The following is a 19,478-nucleotide window of genomic DNA, read 5'->3' on the forward strand; positions in this document are numbered from 1 at the left end:
GCGGTCAGTCGTTGCTGTTGAGCACGGGCAGGTAACCGCCCGACTGGCCGGGGGCCTTCGGGTGGTACGACTCACCGATGTTGAGCCAGCTGACGCTGTGCAGCCAGGAGTCGCCGGAGCAGATCTCGTGGCCGTTGAAGGTGGCGCGGACGTCGCCGAAGGCGAAGCCGTGGTCCGCGGCGCGCTTGGCGACCGCGGTGTCGAGGTGGTCGGAGGCGTCGTTGATGGCCTTGCGCTTGGTCTCGGACAGGCCGAGACAGGTGGTGCCGAGCTGGTAGAAGCGGGGGTAGCCGAGGGCGACGACCCGGGCGGCGGGTGCCTTGGAGCGGATCGCCGAGTACACGCTGTCGAGCTTGCCGGGCAGCGTGGAGTCGACGTACGCCCGGGCGGTGTTGATGCGGGAGACGCAGGCGCTGTCGGACTGGGTCACACAGGTCGTCATGACGTCGGCGAATCCGGCGTCGTTGCCACCGATGGTGATCGAGACGAGGGCGGTGGAGGCGCTGAGCGGAGTGAGCTGACTCGCCAGAACATCACCCGTTCGGGCGCCCGAGCAGGCGGTGAAGTCGAAGCTCGAGGGTGAGTGGGCGGCTGCCCAGAGGTAGGGGTAGGCCTTGGTGCTGCGCTTGCAGTCGCCGCTGGAGCTGATGTAGCTGCCGGCTCCGACTCCGGAGGAGTAGGAGTCACCGAGGGCCACATAGCCGCCTGTTGCGGCGAGTGAGGACGCCTGCGCCGTCGCTGCCCCGGAGAGGGCGGTACCGACGGCGAGGAGGAGCGAGCTCACGAGGACGACAAGTCGGGAACGTCTCATGGAACCTCCCTTTAGCAGGATCTCTGCCATAACCGTCGTAGCAGCGACGCGCGTTGACAGGAAGTGTTCATGCCAAGTCTTTTCGGCCTCTCCCCCGACACTTGGCGCATTCACCACGGCTCGCGTTACACGCCGGACCTCTCTTGTTACGTGCTCATGACAGATTTGTTGACTGATGCTCAACTCTCTTGTTCTACGCCGGTAGTTGGTCGACGCTTTACTCCGGCCGGGAGCGGAACGCGACGCTCCCCGGTCCGTGTGCGCGACCACGCGCACACCCCCACATGACGCGTGTCCCACCCAGGCGCGCGTCGCCTAGAGGAGGACTCCCTCGCATGGCACAACTGCGTAGCAAGAGACTCGGGTTCGCCGCGCTGACCTCGCTGGCGACCGCCGCCCTCGTGGGCGGGCTCACCACCCTTCCCGCCCAGGCCGCACCGGCCGAGGGCCGGGTGCTCGCCGCGGACTCCCCGACCGCGATCAAGGACAGCTACCTCGTCACGCTCAAGAAGAGCGCGGGCCTGAAGGCGTCCTCGGCCGCGGGCAAAGGCCTGGTGAAGGAGTACGGCGGCTCGGTCGACAAGACGTTCGGCAAGGCGCTGAACGGCTGGTCCGCCACCCTGTCCGCCACCGAGGCCCGGCGGCTGGCCGCCGACCCGGCGGTGGCCTCCGTCGAGCAGAACCAGCGCGTCGCGCTCGCCGCCACCCAGACCAACGCCCCGTGGGGTCTGGACCGCATCGACCAGGCCTCGCTGCCGCTGTCCGGCACCTACACCTACCCGGACAGCGCGGGCAGCGGTGTGACGGTCTATGTGATCGACACCGGTGTGCGCATCACGCACCAGGAGATCAGCGGCCGTGCCTCACACGGCTACGACGCCGTCGACGGAGACAACAACGCCTCCGACGGAAACGGCCACGGCACCCATGTGGCCACCACCATCGCCGGCACGACCTACGGAGTCGCCAAGAAGGCGAAGATCGTGGGGGTGCGGGTGCTGAACAACAGCGGCTCCGGCACCACGGCCGGTGTGATCGCGGGCATCGACTGGGTCACGCGGAACCACTCCGGCCCCTCCGTCGCCAACATGTCGCTCGGCGGCGGCGCCTCCGCCACCCTGGACACCGCCGTCCGCAACTCCATAGCCGGCGGCGTCACCTACGCCGTCGCCGCGGGCAACAGCAGCACCTCCGCCTCCTCGTCCTCCCCGGCCCGGGTCGCCGAGGCGATCACGGTCGGCGCCACCACCAGCACGGACGCCAAGGCGAGCTACTCCAACTACGGTTCCGCCCTGGACATCTTCGCGCCCGGCTCGTCGATCACGGCCGGCTGGCACACCAGCGACACCGCGACCAACACCATTTCCGGCACCTCGATGGCGACCCCGCACGTCGCGGGCGCGGCGGCGGTCTACCTGGCGGGTCACACCTCCTCGACCCCGGCCCAGGTCGCGACGGCCCTGGTGAACGGCGCCGTCACCGGAAAGGTCACGAGCGCGGGGTCCGGTTCGCCGAACCGCCTGCTGCAGATCGTCCCGTGACCGACATCCGCACCTGAACACACGTTCCCCGGAGGCCCTGATCGCTTCCGGGGAACGCATGTTTATACGACGGAAACGTACAACTTGCGTCGCACGAGCGGTCCCTCGCAACGACCAAACCAACAAAAACGTGAGAGGCCGTTCCAGGTCTTGCCATACGGGTTCAATCGTCAATACCGTCATACATCTCACCCGCATCGGTCCGTAGTACGCGGCTCTAGGGGAGGGCTCAAGGACCGCGACGAACCGGCGCGGGGCGCGGTAGGGGGGTGCCGTGCTCGGTGACCGCATTGGTCTCCGGGCCGTGCCGCGCGGTCGGCTGCCGTTTTTGCGGCCGGCCAGCTTTGCCAGCTCACCCTGCGTGCCGGAGCTCCATCCCGGCATGCCTCGCCATCTCGGCGTGCTCCGGGTGAGAACCCCCCTTTCGAACCGGACTGGATCCGGACTGCCCTGGGGGGGCGGTCCACCGGACGAGAGGGACCAGACTCATGAGCTCAGTCCTGCAGCCGGCCGCGACGCAGCAGCGTCCGCCGACCGCCTCCAAGTACCGACCCGTCTCCTCTCACCTGGCCATCGCGCCGCCGGTGAGCGTGGTGATCCCGGCCATGAACGAGGCGGAGAACCTGCCCTACGTCTTCAAGACCCTGCCCGACTGGATACACGAGGTGGTCCTGGTCGACGGCAACTCCACCGACAACACCGTCGAGGTGGCCCGCGAGCTGTGGCCCGAGGTGAAGGTCGTCGAGCAGCGCGGCAAGGGCAAGGGCGACGCCCTGATCACCGGGTTCCAGGCCTGCACCGGCGACATCATCGTGATGGTCGACGCGGACGGCTCGGCGGACGGCGGGGAGATCCTCAGCTATGTCTCCGCCCTGGTCTCCGGCGCGGACTTCGCCAAGGGCTCCCGCTTCGCCAACGGCGGCGGCACCGACGACATGACCTTCATCCGCAAGATGGGCAACTGGGCGCTGTGCACGGCCGTCAACCGCAAGTTCGGCGCCCGCTACACCGACCTGTGCTACGGCTACAACGCGTTCTGGCGGCACTGCCTCGACAAGATCGACCTCGACTGCACCGGCTTCGAGGTCGAGACCCTGATGAACATCCGGGTCGTCAAGGCCGGCCTCAGGGTGCAGGAGATCCCGAGCCACGAGTACCTGCGCATCCACGGCGTGAGCAATCTGCGGGCCGTGCGGGACGGGCTGCGCGTGCTGAAGGTGATCCTGCGGGAGCGCTCCAACCGACGGGCGCTGCGCCGCCGTTCCTCCCGGTCGTCGATGCCCGCCGCGATGCGGGGAGAGGTGTCTTGAGCGGTCCCGGCATCTCCGTCGTGATCTGCGCGTACACCGAGGACCGCTGGGAGGACATCCTCGCCGCGGTCGCCTCGGTCCGCGCGCAGTCACGGCCGGCCCTGGAGACGCTGCTGGTCGTCGACCACAACGACACGCTCCGGGAGCGTCTGGCCAAGGAGTACAAGGAGCACACGGAACACACCGAACACACGATGACCGCCGGCGGTGCCGTGGTGCGGGTGCTCGCCAACGCGGGCCCCCGCGGCCTGTCCGCCGGCCGAAACACCGGAATCGCCGCGGCCCGGGGCGAGGTCGTGGCCTTCCTCGACGACGACGCCGTCGCCGAGCGCGACTGGCTGCGGCACTTCGCCGAGGCGTACACCGACCCGCGGGTGATGGCGGTCGGCGGGCGCACGGAACCGGTCTGGGCCTCCGGGCGGCGGCCCGACTGGTTCCCGGAGGAGTTCGACTGGGTGGTGGGCTGCACCTACCGGGGCCTGCCGCGCGGCCGGGTGCGGGTGCGCAACGTGCTCGGCGGCAACGCCTCGTTCCGGCGAAGCGCCTTCGACGCGGCGGGCGGTTTCGCCACCGGCATCGGCCGGGACGGCGACAAACGCCCGCTGGGCTGCGAGGAGACGGAGCTGTGCATCCGGCTGTCCCGGGCCCGGCCGGACGCGGTGCTGCTGATCGACGACCGGGCGGTGATCCACCACCGGGTGCCCGAGGTCCGCGAGCACTTCCGCTACTTCCGCAGCCGCGCCTGGGCCGAGGGCCTGTCCAAGGCCCTGGTGGCCCGGAGCGTCGGGGCGGAGAAGGGCCTGGAATCGGAGCGCCGGTACGCCACGCGGGTCCTGCCCGCCGGGGTGGCCCGGGGCCTGCGGGACGCCCTGCTGGCCCGGTCGGGCGGTGCGGGACGGGCCGGCGCGATCGTGGCCGGGGTGCTGACGGCGGCGGGCGGTTACGTCGTCGGCAGCGTCCGGGCACGCCGGGGCGGGACCACGTTCCAGGTTCCCGAGGTGGAGGTGACGGCCCGTGAGTGACGCCCGCGTCCCGATCCTGATGTACCACGCGGTCTCGACCGATCCGAACGAGGAGACACGCGCCCTGTCCGTGACCCCGGAGGCGTTCGCCGAGCAGATGGCGGTGCTCGCCGACCGGGGGCTCAGCCCGCTCACCACTGCCGGACTGGCGGCGTGCTGGCGCACCGGCCGTGCGCTGCCCGAGCGGCCGGTCCTGATCACCTTCGACGACGGCTACGAGGGCGTGCACCGGCACGCCCTCCCCGCGCTCGCCAAGCACGGCTTCGCGGCCACCCTGTTCGTCTCGACCGGGTGGCTCAGGGGGCCGCACGACACCGGCGGCGGCCTGGACACCATGCTGGACTGGGACCAGGTCCGCGACCTCGCGGCGGCCGGCGTCGAGATCGGCGGGCACAGTCACAGCCACCCGCAGCTCGACCAGGTCTCCGACGCCACACTGCGGTTCGAGCTGATCCACTGCAAGGAGATCGTCTCGGACCAGCTGGGCACCGTACCGGCGTCGTTCGCCTACCCCTACGGCTACTCCAGCCGCCGGGTCCGGCGAGCGGTGCGCGAGACGGGCTGGGCCCAGGCCCTCGCCGTCGGCAACGGCCTCGCGCGGCGTGCTCAGGGGCCTTACGCGCTGCGCCGGGTGACGGTGCGTCGCAGCACGGGCATCGGGGAGTTCGAGCGGCTGGTCGAGGGGCGCGCGATCGCCCGTACGTTCGCCGCCGACCGTGTGCTGACCAAGGGGTACGCCGTGGTCCGCAGGGCCCGGCAGACGCGCCGGACGGTCTCCCGCGCCGGGGGCTGACCTGCGCGGGGACGACATGCCGCGTGCACGCGGAAACCGGGTGCACGCGGCGTCCCCGTGCCGGATCATGGCGGCATGTCTGGAAACCCGCACGAGGCGCTGCCGATCCGGCTCAACGTCGACGACTCCGACTCTCCGTCCGATGTCGTCGACGCGCTGTTCCTCGGCCGCTTCGCGACGGGCGAGCAGCCTTACTCCCACGCGGTGAACATCGAGCGTGTGCGGTCCGGGGCGACGCTGATGCCGCCGGGCGCCCGGGTGCTGCGCGTCGCCCGGGACGACGACCGCAGCGCGACCCTCGCCGAGGGCGACGGATGGACGCTGCTGGTCTCCCGCTGGAACCGGGGCGCCGACGTCACCGTGACGGCGACCGGCGAGGAGCTCGCGAAGAAGATCCTCGACCAGGCCACGGACGGCGCGGCGGACGAGCCCGAACCGCAGCCGGAGAACGTCACGATGGGCTTCTGGTACGTCTCCCCGCGCCGTGGCCCGCACCGCACCACCCGCCAGATCGCCGCGGGCACCTGGGACGAGGTCCGGCCCAACTACACCGCGCCGGTGGCGGACGCCATGGACCGCCTGATGAAGACGACCCCCGAGGACATCGCGGGCCGTCTCCTGCTGCTGCACGGCCCGCCGGGCACCGGCAAGACCTCGGCGCTGCGGACGCTGGCCCGGTCCTGGCGCGACTGGTGCCAGGTGGACTGCGTCCTGGACCCCGAGCGGCTCTTCTCCGACGTCGGCTACCTCATGGACATCGCCATCGGCGAGGAGGACACGACCGGCAAGGGCCGCTGGCGGCTGCTGCTCCTGGAGGACTGCGACGAACTGATCCGCGGCGAGGCCAAGCACACGGCGGGCCAGGCCCTGTCGAGGCTGCTGAACCTGACGGACGGCCTGCTCGGCCAGGGGCGCAACGTCCTGGTCGGTGTCACGACCAACGAGGACCTGGAGCGCCTGCACCCGGCCGTCGTCCGCCCCGGCCGCTGCCTCGCCCGGATCGAGGTCGGCCCGCTGACCCGCTCCGAGGCGGTGGACTGGCTGGGCCGGGAGGACGGCGTCGGCCGCGAGGGCGCGACGCTGGCGGAGCTGTACGCACTGCGCCGCGGCACGTCCCCCACGGCCCTCCCCGAGCCGCGCGGGGGCGTGGACGCGGGGCTGTATCTGTAACGGGGCCGACCGCCGGGGTCTGCGGCGAGTCGACCGCCGGGCTCGGCTGCGGGCCGACTTCCGGGTTCGCGGCGGGCCGACCGCCGGGTTCGCGGTGGGCCGAGCGCCGGAATCCATGGCGGGCCGACCGCCGGAATCCGTGGCGGGCCGAGCGCCGGCGTCCGTCGCGGAACCCCCGCCGGTTCCGGTCACAACCGCCTCTCACCTGCCTGTTACCCAGGCGTGCCAAGGTGTGCGACGGAGCGACGCCGAGCTCCGTACGGACCAGGGAGGCTCTGATGGCGCACCCGGCGCCCGCCGTGTTCAGCGAACCCGTCCACCGTGTCGCGCGATGGGTCCTGCCCGTCGTGCTCGGTGTCGTCTACGGCAACTGGGTCGCGGTGAACCGGCGTCACGGCGGTCCGATCACCGGGCCGGACGTGGCGTCGGGCGTGTGGAGCGCGCTCGCCTTCATGGTCCTGTGCATCGCCGTGGTCCAGGCGACCCGGCGCCTCAGGCGGGACCTGCACGCCCTGCACGCCCTGCTCCGGGCGGCGTTCGCCGGCGCCGCACTGGGTTTCCTCTACAGCCAGACCGGCGACGACGTCCGCCCCGTGGTCATCACGTCGGTGCTGGTCACGGCGGCCGTCTTCCTGCTGCTGTGCTACCGCTTCCACACGCGCTCCGACGCGTAGCGAGGGCTGGTGCTTTGATAGGGGTATGACCCTGTTCGTCGGCACGTCCGGGTGGCAGTACAAGGACTGGCGGGACGTCCTGTACCCGTCCGGGCTGCCGATGCGGCTGTGGCTGGAGGAGTACACGCGGCACTTCGCCACCGTCGAGATCAACAACGCCTTCTACCGGCTGCCGGCCCGGGAGACGTTCGAGGACTGGGGGCGGCGGGTGCCCGGCGACTTCGTCGTCGCGGTCAAGGCGAGCCGCTATCTGACCCACATCAAGCGGCTCAAGGAACCCGGGGAGCCTGTGCACCGGCTGATGAGCCGCGCGGCGGGGCTCGGCGACCGCCTCGGCCCGGTCCTGCTCCAGCTCCCGCCCACGCTGCGCGCCGACCCGGGCCTGCTGGACGCGTGCCTGGCCTGCTTCCCGGCGTCGGCCCGGGTCGCGGTCGAACCGCGTCACGATTCCTGGTGGACACCGGAGATCCGCCGCGTCCTGGAGTCCCGGCGCGCCGCCCTGTGCTGGGCCGACGTCCTAACCCGCCCGGCGACGCCGCTGTGGCGCACCGCCGACTGGGGCTACGTCCGCTTCCACCAGGGCCGTGCCGAGCCGTGGCCGCGCTACGGCCGGCGCTCGCTGGCCACCTGGCTCGACCGCATCGCCACGACCTGGACCGGCGGGGAGGACGTCTACGCGTACTTCAACAACGACCCGGGCGGCGCGGCGGTCGAGGACGCGATGGCGTTCGCACGGGCGGGGAGGTCTGCGGGGCTGGACATCACGCGGACGCCCGAGCGTCTGGCGCGGGCCGGCTGAACCGGGTCTCCCTCTGCGCCGCGGCGGCGCTCGCCACGACGGTGTGCGGCGGGAGGCCGTAAGTCGGCTGCGGCGCCGTTCCGGCCGGTCGCGCAGTTCCCCGCGCCCCTTGAGGGCGTCGCCCAGGGGGCGCGGGGCTGTATCGATGTGCGGCTGCGCCGCCTGGGCGCGACCAACCCCCACCGGCCCGCGCCCGGCCGACAGCCCAACCCGACCAGCAGCCCAACCCGACCAGCAGCCCGACGCCCTACTGCCCGTAAGCCGCCCGCAGGGCGTCCCGTACCGCCGCCAGTGCATCGGCCTCCGTGAGCCCGAGCCTCCTGGCGCGCTCCGCGTAGGCCTGGGCGGCCGAGGCCGACTCGCGGTCCGCCGCCGATCCGGCGGCGGCCACGAACGTGCCGTTGCGGCCCCGCGTCTCGATCACCCCGTCCGCCTCCAGTGCCCGGTACGCCTTGGCGACCGTGTTCGCGGCGAGGCCCAGCGACTCGGCCAGCCCCCGCACGGTCGGCAGCCGGTAGCCCACGGGCAGCGCACCGGAGCGCGCCTGCTCGGAGATCCGCGCCCGCACCTGCTCGTAGGGCGGGGCGCTGTCGTCGATGTCGATCTTCAAGGTCACAGGCCGATTGTCGCGCACCCGGCGGAAAATGAGAGGCACCCCGGAAGGCTCCACACGTAGCGTGCGCCCTCATGACCGTGATCGTGCGCGACCTGCGTCCCGAAGTCCGAGCCGATGCCGAGGGGTTCTCCGACACCCGCCGCCTCGCCCTGCCCTACATGTTGTCCACCCCCGAGTCGGTGGTGCACACCCTGACGCACGTCCACCCGGACGCCCATTTCGGGCAGCTCATAGCGGAGGAGGACGGCGAGATCATCGGCACCGCCCAGGTCAGCGTCGCCCACGACAGTCCGGAACCCGGCCAGGGCTCGGCCAACATCTACGTACGCCCCGACCGCAGGAGGCGCGGCGCCGGTTCGCTGCTGCTGCGCACGGCGGAGGAGCGCCTGGGCCGTCTGGGCGTGACGAAGCTGTTCGCCTGGGTCCTGGACGAGCCGGACAACCGCGCCTTCGCCGAGCGGCACGGTTTCCGGGCCAGCCGCTCCGCCTGGTTCCTGCGCCTGGACCTGGCGGGCGGCACGCTCCCGCCCCGGCAGGCGCCGCCGTCCGGCGTCGAGCTGCGCACCGCCGCCGACTTCGCGGACGACCCGCGCCCCGTGTTCGAACTGGACGCGGCGACGTCGTCGGACGAACCGAGCGACATCGACGTGGAGTTCACGGACTACGAGGCCTGGCTCGAGGAACACTGGAAGCACCCGCTGCTGAACCGCGACCTGACCACCGTCGTGCTCGTCGACGGCCGGCCCGCCGCCTTCAGCGTGGCCTACACGGACGGCGACTCCCGCTATGCCACCGCGATGACCGGCACCGCCCGGGAGTTCCGCGGCCGGGGCCTGGCGAAGCTCGCCAAGAACGACTCGCTGCACCGCGCCCGCGCGGCGGGGTGCACGGAGGCGTTCACGGGCAACGACACGGGGAACGAGCCGATGATCGCCATCAACAAGTGGTTCGGCTATGAGATCTGCGCGAAGGAAGTGCGTCATGTCCGCGAACTCGGCTGACCGGAACCCGCAGCCGGCCGGCGGGAACCCCCAGCTGGACGTCGTCCTCGTCAAGGCGGGGCGTACGAAGATCCGTTACAGCGGCGAGCTGCTGGCGGACGACGGCACGCGCGTGGCGGTGCGCGCCGCGTGGGCAGGCTCCGGCGTCCGCGACTTCGGGTTCGTCCGCTTCGAGCCCGGGGACGTCTTCACGGAGTACTACTGGCGCGACCGGTGGTACGCGGTGAAGGAGGTCCGCTCCGCCACGGGCGCGCTGAAGGGCTGGTACTGCGACGTCACCCGCCCCGTCCGGCGCTCCGGCCCGGAGCTCGTGGTGGAGGACCTCGACCTGGACCTGTGGCGCTCCGCGGACGGCACGGACGTACGGCGCCTCGACGAGGACGAGTTCGCCGAGAGCGGCCTCGGCGAGTCGGACCCGGAGGCGGCGTCCGCCGCGCTGGCCGCGCTCGACGAACTGGAGTCACTGGCCCGCGGCGGCGGCTTCACGGCCCTCCTGGCCTGAGTCGCCGATCTCCGCGACCAGCGCGTACCGCTCGTCCGTCACCGGCCCGCCCCACAGCATCGGATCGTCGGAGAGCCGCTCCACGCGCACCCGTCCGGCGATCGGGGCGAGCAGGCCGGTGAGCCGCTCCGCGGGTATGCCGACCGGCTCGGTGCTCCCCCACACGCCCTCGACCAGCACCAGCCGTCCGCCCGGCCGCAGCAGTCCGCGCCAGTGCCCGAGGGCGCGGGCGGGGTCGGACAGGGCCCACAGGACGTGCCGGACGAGCACGGCGTCGAAGCGCTGCTCCCCGACCGGCGGTGCGGCGGCGTCACCGACGAGGAACACGGCGTCGCGCCCGGCGAGTTTTTCCCGGGCGCGCGTCACCATCGCCGGGGAGAGGTCCACGCCCGTCACGTGGTGCCCCTGTTCGGACGCGAGGAGTGACAGGCTGCCGGTGCCGCAGCCGAGGTCGAGTACGTCGCCCGCGCGGGCCGGCAGCCAGTCGCGCAGCCGCCCGGCCCAGGCACGGCGCACCTCGGGGTCGCGCAGGCCGTGGTCCGGCTCCTCGTCGAAGGAGGCGGCCTCGGCGTCCCAGTCCACGTTCGTCATGGGCCCCAGAGTGACACCCGCCACTGACAACCGGATCGTGACTGCCGCCACTGACAGACCGGGAGCGATGAGCAACCCTCCCCCGAAAGGTCTACCTCCGTGAGAACGCGGAACCCGGTAGACCCTCGAGGAGGCAGCCATGCGCCGTGTGACCGTGCAGAAGCCCCTGAAGAAGTCGGACGTCCGCCGGGTCCGCGAGGAGGCCGACGAGCGTCCCTCCGGGCGCCCGGAGGTCCGCAAGGACATCGCACGCACCTGGTGGCCGGAGGCCTGAGCGGCCGGCGCCGGCCATGAGACGCGACGCTCAGAGCAGCCGCTTGCGGTAGTGGACACGGTCGTAGGGACCCTCCACACGGCGCTCCACGAGTTCGTAGCCGTACTTCGGATAGATCCGCTGGTTCTCCCACATCAGCGCGTTCGTGTAGAGCCGGACCTCGGGCAGGCCGAGGGTACGCGCGTGTGCGTCGACGAATCGGAGCAGCCGCCGCCCCACTCCCCTGCCGTGCGCGGCGGGGTGGACGGCGATGGTGTCGAGGAAGAGGTGGTCGCCGTACGCCTCGACCACGACGAGCCCGGTGACGGGATCGCCCGTCACGAACACCTTGCCCGCGGCCACGTTCGCCGCGTGGTCCTCCTCCATGGGCTGGGGCACCCGCCCGATGCGCTCGATGTAGGGGCGGAAGGCCGCGTCGACCACTTCCGCGACGACCGGTACGTCGGCGGCGCGGGCCGGTCGGATCTCGTCGTCTGCCATGCCGCGACGCTACCTGCCTGATGCCAGTCCGAACACTCCCTTAAGCGGGCCATAAGGATCTCCTCCACCCGCCCTCCAGCAGGCGATTTCGCGGTTCTCAGGGGCTAGCTTCGAAAGCACCCCACGGGATTCCGGCCCACGTCGGCCCGGACCTGCCCCATGCACCGTTTCGAGGAGTTCCCGCATGCCCGCACGCCGCAAGGTCGCCTCCGTCGCCGCCCTCGGCAGCCTCCCGCTCGCCCTGACCGCACTGGCCGCCACGCCGGCCGCCGCGCACGGTTCCATGGGCGACCCGGTCAGCCGGGTCTCGCAGTGCTACGCCGAGGGCCCCGAGAGCCCGAAGTCGGCCGCGTGCAAGGCGGCGGTCGCGGCGGGCGGCACCCAGGCCCTCTACGACTGGAACGGCATCCGCATCGGCGACGCGGGCGGCCGGCACCAGCGGCTCATACCGGACGGCAAGCTCTGCAGCGCGAACAACGCGGAGTTCAAGGGGCTCGACCTGCCTCGCGCCGACTGGCCCGCGACCGCTGTCCGCAGCGGCTCGCACACCTTCAAGTACCGCGTGACGGCCCCGCACAAGGGCACCTTCAAGGTGTACCTGACCAAGCCCGGCTACAACCCGGCCAAGCCGCTCGCCTGGAAGGACCTGGATCTCGCGCACCCGGTCGCGACGTCCACCGACCCAGCCGCCACCGGCGGTTTCTACACCTTCTCCGGCAAGCTGCCCCAGCGCTCCGGCAAGCACCTGCTGTACGCGGTCTGGCAACGGTCGGACAGCCCGGAGGCGTTCTACTCCTGCTCGGACGTCAGCTTCGGCGGCGGTGGCGGCGCGGCAGGCGGCGCGGCGGCCCCTGCCCCGTCCGCCTCCGCTCCCAGCGAGAAGCAGATCAAGGACGGCAACGGCAAGTCGGCCATAGAGCACCGCGGGCACGGCGACGACGACCCCAGCACGTCGGCGGCGCCGGCCGCGGCCCCGAAGAAGGCCGCGCCCGACCGCACGGAGGCGGCGGCGCCCGCGCCCAACCGGCCGAAGGCCGCCGGTGCCACAAAGAACCTCGCCGAGACCGGCGGTGACAGCACCACCCCGTACGTCGCGATCGGCGGTGCGGCGGCGCTGGCCGTGGGCGCCTCGGCACTGTTCCTCTCGGCCCGAGGCCGGACGGTGAGCGGCGGACGACAGGGCCGCTGACCTCCACCGCCCCACGACTCGGGGCCTGTCCGGCGGCTCAGGCCGGACAGGCCCCGAAACGTTTCTCTGACACGTGTCAACGAGTGACACGTGTCATTCGAAGGCCGATGCACAGGTGGTGGGTGTGGCGTGCCCCGGGTCGAGGGCGTTGGCCACCTCGTGGAAGACGACCCGGTCCAGCAGCCCGGCGGCCACATGCTCGGACAGGTCGACGGCGCACAGGTCCTGGAGCAGGACGTTGCGCACGTCCGGTCCGCTCAGGTACTGGCTGCGCCACGGGGTGACCACCTCGTCGTACTTGGTGGCGATGACGGTGTAGCGCACGCCGGGCACGGTGTCGCCGCCCGCGTTGAGCTTGGCGAGGAAGGCGGAGCCGGTGACCTGGTCGGCGAGGGCGGGGGTGTTCTTCGACAGCAGGTCCGCCGCGCCCGGGAAGTAGGGCAGCAGCTCGGTGAATCCGTTCAGGTCGGTGCCGTGGTTGCTGGGCGCGATGCCGACCAGGGCGTTCACCTTGGCGGCTCCCCCGAGGAACTTCAGGTAGTAGCGGGGCATCATGCCGCCCTGCGAGTGCCCGACGACGTCGGTCTCCGCGGCTCCGGTCGCGGCGAGCACCTTGTCGACGAAGTCCTTCAGCTGTCCGGCGGACTTCTCGGCGGGTCCGAGGCCGTGGAAGAAGGGGACGCCCTCCAACTGGCCGTAGTCGAGGGAGAAGACGCAGTAGCCGCGGACCTGCAGATAGGGGGCGAGACCCAGCCAGTTGTCGACGGAGTTGCCGAGGGTGCCGTGGACGAGGACGACGGGGCGGGGGTGGGCGGCTGACGGCTTGCAGGAGTAGTCGTTCCAGCCGGAACTCGGGGCGCCCGCGGCCTGGGCGGTGGTGGCGGGGACGGTGAGGGCGGCGGCGGTCAGCAGCAGTGCGGACAGGGGTCCGAGCACTCGCTTCCAGGGCAGCATCGGGTGATCTCCTTGCGACTCAAGGGGGATACGACGGCACGGGGCCCTGTGATCCGGATCACGAGGATGCTGTTCACTCGTCAAGTTACGGGCGAGTAGCCCAACTGGGAAGTTACGCGTCAGTAAAAAACTCGCCGCGCACTCGGCGCCGCGAGCTCCGACGCCCCCCCGTCACCATGCGGGCCGAACGGGCCCGTGCGGAGCGATGCGCAGCAACTGCTCCCGCAGCGAACGCACTTCACGCTCCCCCAGCAGGTCACCCCACTCCCGCACGGCTTCCGCGGCCGCCTCTTCGGCCGCCCGCGTGCAGTCCCAGCCCCGCCCGGTCAGCACCACCAGTCGCGCCCGCGCGTCCCCGGGGTGCGGCCGCCGCTCGGCGTACCCCTTGCGCACCAGCTCGTCGACGAGCTGGCTCGCGGCCTGCTTGGTCACCCCGAGATGGGCGGCGAGGTCGGTGACCGTGGCACCGTCCGGAGCGAGCCGGGCGAAGGCGAAGCCGTGCGCGGGCCGCACCCCTTCGAAGCCGCGGGCGAGCACGCCCTCGTGGATGCGTTGCGTGAGCCCACCGGCGACGGCGAGCAGGGCGGCGGACAGGGCCATGGCCTCGGAGTTCTGCACGCATGCATTGAAACACCCTTGACGCGATGGTCAAGTGGCTTGACTATATAGTCAAGCTACTTGACCACTTGGAGGCATCGTGCCCATCGTCCGATCGTCCGAAGCCGTCATCCACGAGATCCACGGCGCGCGTTTCGTCTCGTACGCCACCCCCGGCAGCGGCAGCAAGGAGCTGTGCGCCTGGCGCGGTGAGATCCCGGCCGGTCTCAAGGCGCCCGCGCACACGGTCAGCCGGGAGGAGATCTTCCATCTGCTCGACGGTGAGCTGCTGGTCACCCTCGACGGCCGCACCGAGCGGATCGCCGCGGGCGACACGGTGATCATCAACCCCGGCACCACCCTGACCGTCGAGAACCCGACCGACCGCACCGCGTATTCCTGGGTCACCACGTCCATCGGCCTGGAGGCGCGGCTGGCCGACGGCACCCGCATCGTGCCGCCGTGGGCCAACTGACGTCACGGGCAGGGGGCTACGCCGCCCGCCCCCCTAGTCCCCCGGGCATCACCGCCCGCGGCCCGAACTTCGCCCGCGCCTGGTCCGCGATCTCCTCGATACGGCGGACCTTCTCGTCCACCGGGTCGAAGGTCAGCTGGCGGGAGGCCCGGTCGGCGGGGTCGAGCCCCTCGGCGCGCAGGGCGATGGCCCGCACCCGGGCCCGCTGCAGCCCGAGCGCCTCGTACATGCCGTACGCGGCCCTGGTCAGCGCCGGGGAGTGTGCGGTCGGTTCGGTCAGGGTGCGGCTGCGGGTGGTGGCGGACCGGTCGGCGTAGCGCACGGTGAGGGTGAGCGTGCGGCAGACCTTCTCCAGGGCGCGCAGCCGGGCGCCGATCTCCTCGGCGGCCGACAGCAGCGCCCTGCGGTGCCGGTCGGGGTCCAGTTCGTCGCGCCCGAAGGGGCGTTCCGCCGCCAGGGACCGGGAGACGGCGGTGGGCACGACCCGGCCGCGGTCGAGGCCGTTCGCCTTCTCGCGCAGCTCGCGGCCGGCCTTCGCACCGATCAGCCGCTGCAGTGTGGACAGCGGTGCGGCGGCGACCCGGCCGAGGGTGTCGAGCCCGTAGTCGCCCAGGGTGCGGGCGGTCGCGGTGCCCACACCGGGCAGTGCGGCGACGGGCTTGTCCACGAGGAACTCCGCGATGGCGTCCGGCTCGTCGGGCACCGCGCACGTCACTCCGGGCACGGCCTCGCGCAGTGCCATCCGGGCCAGCATCGGCCCGGGTCCGGCTCCGATCACGCAGTCGACGCCGTGGAGGGCGAGCGACCGCACCCGGATCACCGAGGCCAGTTCGACGGCGTCCCGCCCGAAGTACCGCTCGGCGCCGTGCAGATCGGCCAGCGCCCCGTCCGGTGGCAGGGCCTGGACGACGGGGGTGAACTCCTCGAGCATCCCGAGCAGAGGGGGCAGGTCCGCCTCGCTCGTCGGAGGCAGCTGGAAACGTACGCAGAGGATGGTCATCCCGCACTCCCCGGGCTCTGGTGCCACAACTTCCTTGTGTTCGCGGGCTCTTCGCCCGCCGGACGCAGATCGGCCCAGGGGTGCATCTCGTACCCCGTGGACATACGGATCTTCCGCCGCTCCATCGGATCCTTGGCCGCGGAACCGGTCGGCGCGGGCACACCGTCCGACCCGGCGAGGCGCCGCCGCACGGCTCCCTCGCCGCCGTCACCGGAACCGCCGTCGCCGGAACCACCGTCGCCGGAACCACCGTCGCCGGATCCCTCCTCTCCGGAGTCACCGGAGCCGGGTCCGGGCCCGGCCAGCCGGGCCGCGACCCCCTCCAGCCCCTCCTCCCGGCGCACTTCCAGCAGGTCCGCGAGGTTCCAGGCGGCGGCGCCCACCACGCTGAGGCTGCGCGGACCGCGGCGCTGCACCACCCCGCGCACCAGCAGCAGCCAGGAGTGGAAGACGGTGTGGGCGCAGGTGTCGTGGGAGTCGTCGAAGAAGGCGAGGTCGACCAGGCCCGTGCCGTCGTCCAGGGTGGAGAAGATGACGCGCTTGCCGGACCGGATCGGCGGCGTCTGGGTGGCCGCCTTGGCGCCCGCGACCAGCACGGTCTCGCCGTGCCGGGCCTCGCGCAGCCGCCGCGCCGAGACGACGCCCAACTCGTCGAGGAAGCCACGGTGGTCGTCCATCAGATTGCGCGAGGCGTCCATGGACAGCACGCCCAGCTCGGCACTGAGCCGCTCCGAGGAGGTGAGGTCGGGAAGCCCGGCCGGTGCGGTCTTCCGCCCTCCGGCCAACGGCAACTGGCCACCGCCCGAGCCCCGAGCGCCCCGGTGCAGCTCGGTCAGATGCAGTTGCAGATCACGGCGGTTGGCGCCGAACGCGTCCAGCGCTCCCACCTGTGCGAGCCGCTGGGCCACCGGACGGCTGGGCCTGCCCCGCTCCCAGAAGTCGACCAGCGAGGCGTACGGCCGGCCCTCGGCGATCCGCGCCGCCTCGGCCTCGCTGATGCCGTGCACATCGGAGAGGGCCAGCCGCAGCCCCCATTTACCGGACACCAGTTCGATACGGTGTGCGACACCCGACGCGTTCACATCCAACGGCAGCACGGGAACTCCACGGCGCCGCGCGTCCGCCAGCAGCAGCCGCTTGGGGTACATCCCGGGATCGTGCGTGAGCAGCCCGGCGTAGAAGGCAGCCGGATGATGCGTTTTCAGCCACGCCGACTGGTAGGTCGGCACGGCGAAGGCGACCGCGTGCGCCTTGCAGAAGCCGTAGGACCCGAAGGCCTCGACGATCTCCCAGGTCCGCTGAACCGTGTCCGCCTCATACCCCCGGGCCGCCGCGTGCCGCGCGAACCACACCTTGATCCGCGCCTGCGACTCCGGGTCCGACAGCCCGCGCCGCACCCGGTCGGCCTCGCCGCGCCCGCAGCCGGTCATGATGGCGACGATGTCGATGATCTGCTCGTGGAAGACGACGACCCCGTACGTGTCCCGCAGCGGTTCCTCCAGGTCCGGATGCGGATACCGGATCGGCGCCCGCCCGTGCCGCGCCTCGATGAACGGCCGCACCATGTCGGCGGCGACCGGCCCGGGCCGGAACAGCGAGATGTCGACGACGAGATCGTGGAACGTGGCCGGCTGGAGCCGCCCGACCAGATCCCGCTGCCCGGGCGACTCGATCTGGAAGCACCCGAGCGTCTCGGTGGACTGAATCAGCCGGTACGTCTCCTGATCGCCCGGCGCCAGGGCGTCCAGATCCACCCGGACGCCCGACACCCGCTCCACTTCCCCGACCGCGTGCGCCATGGCCGACTGCATCCGCACGCCCAGCACATCGAGCTTCAGCAGCCCGAGGTCCTCGACGTCGTCCTTGTCGAACTGGGACATCGGGAAGCCCTCGCCACTGGTCGGCATGACCGGCGTACGCGCGAGCAGCGAGGCATCCGACAGCAGGACCCCACACGGGTGCATGGCCACCCCGCGCGGCAGGGCGTCCAGCGCCTCGACCAGCTCCCACAGCCTCCCGTACTTCTCCTTCTCCCCGGCCAGCGCGCGCAGCTCGGGCAACTCCTCCAGTGCCGCACGGGCATCCCGCGCCCGGATATGAGGAAAGGCCTTGGCGACCCGGTCGATCTCGGCCGGGTCCATGGACAGGGCGGCCCCCACATCACGGATGGCGTGCCGTACGCGATACGTCTCCGGCATCGCGACCGTCGCGACCCGCTCGGTGCCGAACCGGTCGATGATCGCGCGGTAGACCTCCAGCCGGCGCGCGGACTCCACGTCGATGTCGATGTCGGGCAGCACGACCCGCTCCTTCGACAGGAACCGCTCCATCAGCAGCCGGTGCTCGATCGGATCGGCGTGCGCGATGCCGAGCAGGTGATTGACGAGAGACCCGGCCCCGGACCCCCGGGCTGCGACCCGGACGCCCATCTCCCGGACGTCGTCCACGACCTGGGCGACGGTCAGGAAGTAGGAGGCGAACCCGTGGTGGGCGATGATGTCCAGCTCGTGGTGCATCCGCTCCCAGTACTCCCGCTGCCGGTCGTACCCGCGCAGCACCATTCCGGCCGCCGCCCGCGAGGCCAGCGTCCGCTGGGCGGTGCGGCGCCCGGCGCCGACCAGATGCGGCTCGGGAAAGTGGACGGTACCGATCCCGAGATCGTCCTCGGGGTCGACCAGGCATTCGGCGGCCGTGGCCTGCGTCTGCTCCACCAGCCGGTGAGCGGTCTCCCGCCGGAATCCCGCGGCCTCCACGATCCGCTCCGCCACCCCGGCCATGTCCCCGGCACCCTTGAGCCAGGCCTGGCCGGAGTCCAGCCCCTTGGCCGGATCGACGGGCACCAGCCGCCGGGCGGCGTCCAGCACGTCGGCGACCGGCCCGAGACCCGGGTCGGCGTACCGCACCGCGTTGGTGAGCACGGGCCGGATGCGCTGCTCGGCGGCGAACCCGACGGTACGGGCGGCCAGCCGCAGCGACCCCGGCCCGGTACCCTCCCGGCCGTGCCAGACGGCCTCCAGCCGCAGGCCGTCGCCGTAGACGTCCCGCCAGGGCGCGAGCAGTCGCGCCGCCCGGTCGGGCCGTCCCGCGGCCAGGGCACGCCCGACGTCCGACGCGGGCCCGAGCAGCACGGTCAGCCCCTCGGCATGATTGCGCCCCCAGGACAGCAGGGGCGTCCCCTCCCCCTCATGGGCGGCCGAGACGAGCCGGCACAGCTCGCCCCACCCCCGGGCACCGTCCCGGGCGAGAAAGGTCACGCGGGGAGCCGACTCGTCGACAAAGGCACCACCCCGCACCGGCGTCCGCCGTCGCCGCTCGACCAAGGGCTCCACACCCGCCACCGCCAGATCGACCCCGAACAGCGGCCGGACCCCCGCCTTGCCGCAGGCCTTCGAGAACCGGACCGCGCCGGCGAGCGTGTCGCGATCGGTCAGCGCCAGGGCGTCCATCCCCCGCTCGGAGGCACGCTCGGCCAGCCGCTCCGGGTGCGTGGCTCCATGACGCAACGAGAATCCGGAGACGGTGTGCAGATGCGTGAACCCCGGCACACGCACCTCCCGCACTCGTGAGCCACACCAGCTCTCGAACATCTGTTCCCAGCTACCTCACCCCCACCATACCCCCATCCTCGAATGTATGTGCGACATCCGTTCGGCCCCGCCCCACCTGCGGAAACACCACG

20 protein-coding genes are annotated in these 19,478 nt (G+C 72.0%); 12 read left to right on the top strand and 8 right to left on the bottom strand.

Annotated features, from left to right (window positions below; translation table 11 throughout):
* Positions 1-4 precede the first annotated feature (4 nt).
* On the bottom strand, positions 5-811 hold the full coding sequence (locus tag ACFCXS_RS23270) for an SGNH/GDSL hydrolase family protein (RefSeq protein WP_376645243.1): 807 nt from the start codon (positions 809-811) through the stop codon (positions 5-7).
* A gap of 335 nt (positions 812-1,146) precedes the next feature.
* Here ACFCXS_RS23270 and ACFCXS_RS23275 point away from each other — a divergent pair, with 335 nt between their 5' ends.
* The 7 genes from ACFCXS_RS23275 to ACFCXS_RS23305 all read left to right on the top strand — a co-directional run bounded on the left by ACFCXS_RS23275 (position 1,147) and on the right by ACFCXS_RS23305 (position 8,120).
* Positions 1,147-2,352, top strand: coding sequence for a S8 family peptidase (locus ACFCXS_RS23275; protein ID WP_376645244.1), 1,206 nt, complete (start codon positions 1,147-1,149; stop codon positions 2,350-2,352).
* A 488-nt stretch (positions 2,353-2,840) separates the two neighbouring features.
* Positions 2,841-3,662, top strand: coding sequence for a glycosyltransferase family 2 protein (locus ACFCXS_RS23280; RefSeq protein ID WP_376645245.1), 822 nt, complete (start codon positions 2,841-2,843; stop codon positions 3,660-3,662).
* A complete protein-coding gene (locus tag ACFCXS_RS23285; RefSeq protein WP_376645246.1) occupies positions 3,659-4,684 on the top strand; it encodes a glycosyltransferase family 2 protein in 1,026 nt (341 codons plus the stop codon). Before ACFCXS_RS23280 ends, ACFCXS_RS23285 begins: the two co-directional genes overlap by 4 nt.
* The gene (locus ACFCXS_RS23290; protein WP_376645247.1) at positions 4,677-5,477 is read left to right on the top strand and encodes a polysaccharide deacetylase family protein; all 801 of its coding nucleotides are present in this window, start codon (positions 4,677-4,679) and stop codon (positions 5,475-5,477) included. Before ACFCXS_RS23285 ends, ACFCXS_RS23290 begins: the two co-directional genes overlap by 8 nt.
* Before the next feature lie 75 nt (positions 5,478-5,552).
* On the top strand, positions 5,553-6,647 hold the full coding sequence (locus ACFCXS_RS23295; RefSeq protein WP_376645248.1) for a DUF5925 domain-containing protein: 1,095 nt from the start codon (positions 5,553-5,555) through the stop codon (positions 6,645-6,647).
* Positions 6,648-6,925: 278 nt separating this feature from the next.
* A complete protein-coding gene (locus tag ACFCXS_RS23300; protein ID WP_376645249.1) occupies positions 6,926-7,321 on the top strand; it encodes a hypothetical protein in 396 nt (131 codons plus the stop codon).
* A 25-nt stretch (positions 7,322-7,346) separates the two neighbouring features.
* A complete protein-coding gene (locus ACFCXS_RS23305; protein ID WP_376645250.1) occupies positions 7,347-8,120 on the top strand; it encodes a DUF72 domain-containing protein in 774 nt (257 codons plus the stop codon).
* A gap of 247 nt (positions 8,121-8,367) precedes the next feature.
* On the opposite strand, the gene ACFCXS_RS23310 is transcribed toward ACFCXS_RS23305, so the two are convergent.
* Positions 8,368-8,736 carry a GntR family transcriptional regulator gene (locus ACFCXS_RS23310; RefSeq protein WP_376645251.1) on the bottom strand — a complete coding sequence of 123 codons (369 nt, stop codon included), beginning with the start codon at positions 8,734-8,736 and terminating at the stop codon, positions 8,368-8,370.
* Positions 8,737-8,807: 71 nt separating this feature from the next.
* On the opposite strand from ACFCXS_RS23310, the gene ACFCXS_RS23315 reads away from it, so the two are divergent.
* Both ACFCXS_RS23315 and ACFCXS_RS23320 read left to right on the top strand, forming a co-directional pair.
* Positions 8,808-9,737 carry a GNAT family N-acetyltransferase gene (locus tag ACFCXS_RS23315; RefSeq protein WP_376645252.1) on the top strand — a complete coding sequence of 310 codons (930 nt, stop codon included), beginning with the start codon at positions 8,808-8,810 and terminating at the stop codon, positions 9,735-9,737.
* On the top strand, positions 9,718-10,239 hold the full coding sequence (locus tag ACFCXS_RS23320; protein ID WP_376645253.1) for a DUF402 domain-containing protein: 522 nt from the start codon (positions 9,718-9,720) through the stop codon (positions 10,237-10,239). Before ACFCXS_RS23315 ends, ACFCXS_RS23320 begins: the two co-directional genes overlap by 20 nt.
* On the opposite strand, the gene ACFCXS_RS23325 is transcribed toward ACFCXS_RS23320, so the two are convergent.
* The gene (locus ACFCXS_RS23325) at positions 10,198-10,830 is read right to left on the bottom strand and encodes a class I SAM-dependent methyltransferase (protein WP_376645254.1); all 633 of its coding nucleotides are present in this window, start codon (positions 10,828-10,830) and stop codon (positions 10,198-10,200) included. The two genes, ACFCXS_RS23320 and ACFCXS_RS23325, sit on opposite strands and share 42 nt — an antisense overlap.
* A 139-nt stretch (positions 10,831-10,969) precedes the next feature.
* Here ACFCXS_RS23325 and ACFCXS_RS23330 point away from each other — a divergent pair, with 139 nt between their 5' ends.
* Positions 10,970-11,104, top strand: coding sequence for a hypothetical protein (locus tag ACFCXS_RS23330; RefSeq protein ID WP_376645255.1), 135 nt, complete (start codon positions 10,970-10,972; stop codon positions 11,102-11,104).
* Between the two features lie 30 nt (positions 11,105-11,134).
* On the opposite strand, the gene ACFCXS_RS23335 is transcribed toward ACFCXS_RS23330, so the two are convergent.
* On the bottom strand, positions 11,135-11,584 hold the full coding sequence (locus tag ACFCXS_RS23335; RefSeq protein WP_376645256.1) for a GNAT family N-acetyltransferase: 450 nt from the start codon (positions 11,582-11,584) through the stop codon (positions 11,135-11,137).
* Positions 11,585-11,768: 184 nt separating this feature from the next.
* On the opposite strand from ACFCXS_RS23335, the gene ACFCXS_RS23340 reads away from it, so the two are divergent.
* Positions 11,769-12,773, top strand: a complete 1,005-nt coding sequence (locus ACFCXS_RS23340) for a lytic polysaccharide monooxygenase (protein ID WP_376645257.1) — start codon at positions 11,769-11,771, stop codon at positions 12,771-12,773.
* Between the two features lie 93 nt (positions 12,774-12,866).
* On the opposite strand, the gene ACFCXS_RS23345 is transcribed toward ACFCXS_RS23340, so the two are convergent.
* Positions 12,867-13,727, bottom strand: coding sequence for an esterase/lipase family protein (locus ACFCXS_RS23345; RefSeq protein ID WP_376645258.1), 861 nt, complete (start codon positions 13,725-13,727; stop codon positions 12,867-12,869).
* Positions 13,728-13,898: 171 nt separating this feature from the next.
* The gene (locus ACFCXS_RS23350; RefSeq protein ID WP_376645259.1) at positions 13,899-14,345 is read right to left on the bottom strand and encodes a MarR family winged helix-turn-helix transcriptional regulator; all 447 of its coding nucleotides are present in this window, start codon (positions 14,343-14,345) and stop codon (positions 13,899-13,901) included.
* A gap of 79 nt (positions 14,346-14,424) precedes the next feature.
* Between ACFCXS_RS23350 and ACFCXS_RS23355 the strand changes: the two genes are divergently transcribed.
* Positions 14,425-14,799, top strand: coding sequence for a cupin domain-containing protein (locus ACFCXS_RS23355; protein ID WP_376645260.1), 375 nt, complete (start codon positions 14,425-14,427; stop codon positions 14,797-14,799).
* A 16-nt stretch (positions 14,800-14,815) separates the two neighbouring features.
* Here ACFCXS_RS23355 and ACFCXS_RS23360 read toward each other — a convergent pair whose 3' ends face one another.
* Together ACFCXS_RS23360 and ACFCXS_RS23365 are read right to left on the bottom strand one after the other, a co-directional pair.
* A complete protein-coding gene (locus tag ACFCXS_RS23360; RefSeq protein ID WP_376645261.1) occupies positions 14,816-15,799 on the bottom strand; it encodes a hypothetical protein in 984 nt (327 codons plus the stop codon).
* Positions 15,796-19,344, bottom strand: a complete 3,549-nt coding sequence (locus tag ACFCXS_RS23365; protein WP_376645262.1) for a DNA polymerase III subunit alpha — start codon at positions 19,342-19,344, stop codon at positions 15,796-15,798. Before ACFCXS_RS23365 ends, ACFCXS_RS23360 begins: the two co-directional genes overlap by 4 nt.
* Positions 19,345-19,478 lie beyond the last annotated feature (134 nt).

The sequence above is a fragment of the Streptomyces sp. NPDC056373 genome (genome assembly GCF_042262425.1).
Lineage (GTDB): Bacteria > Actinomycetota > Actinomycetes > Streptomycetales > Streptomycetaceae > Streptomyces.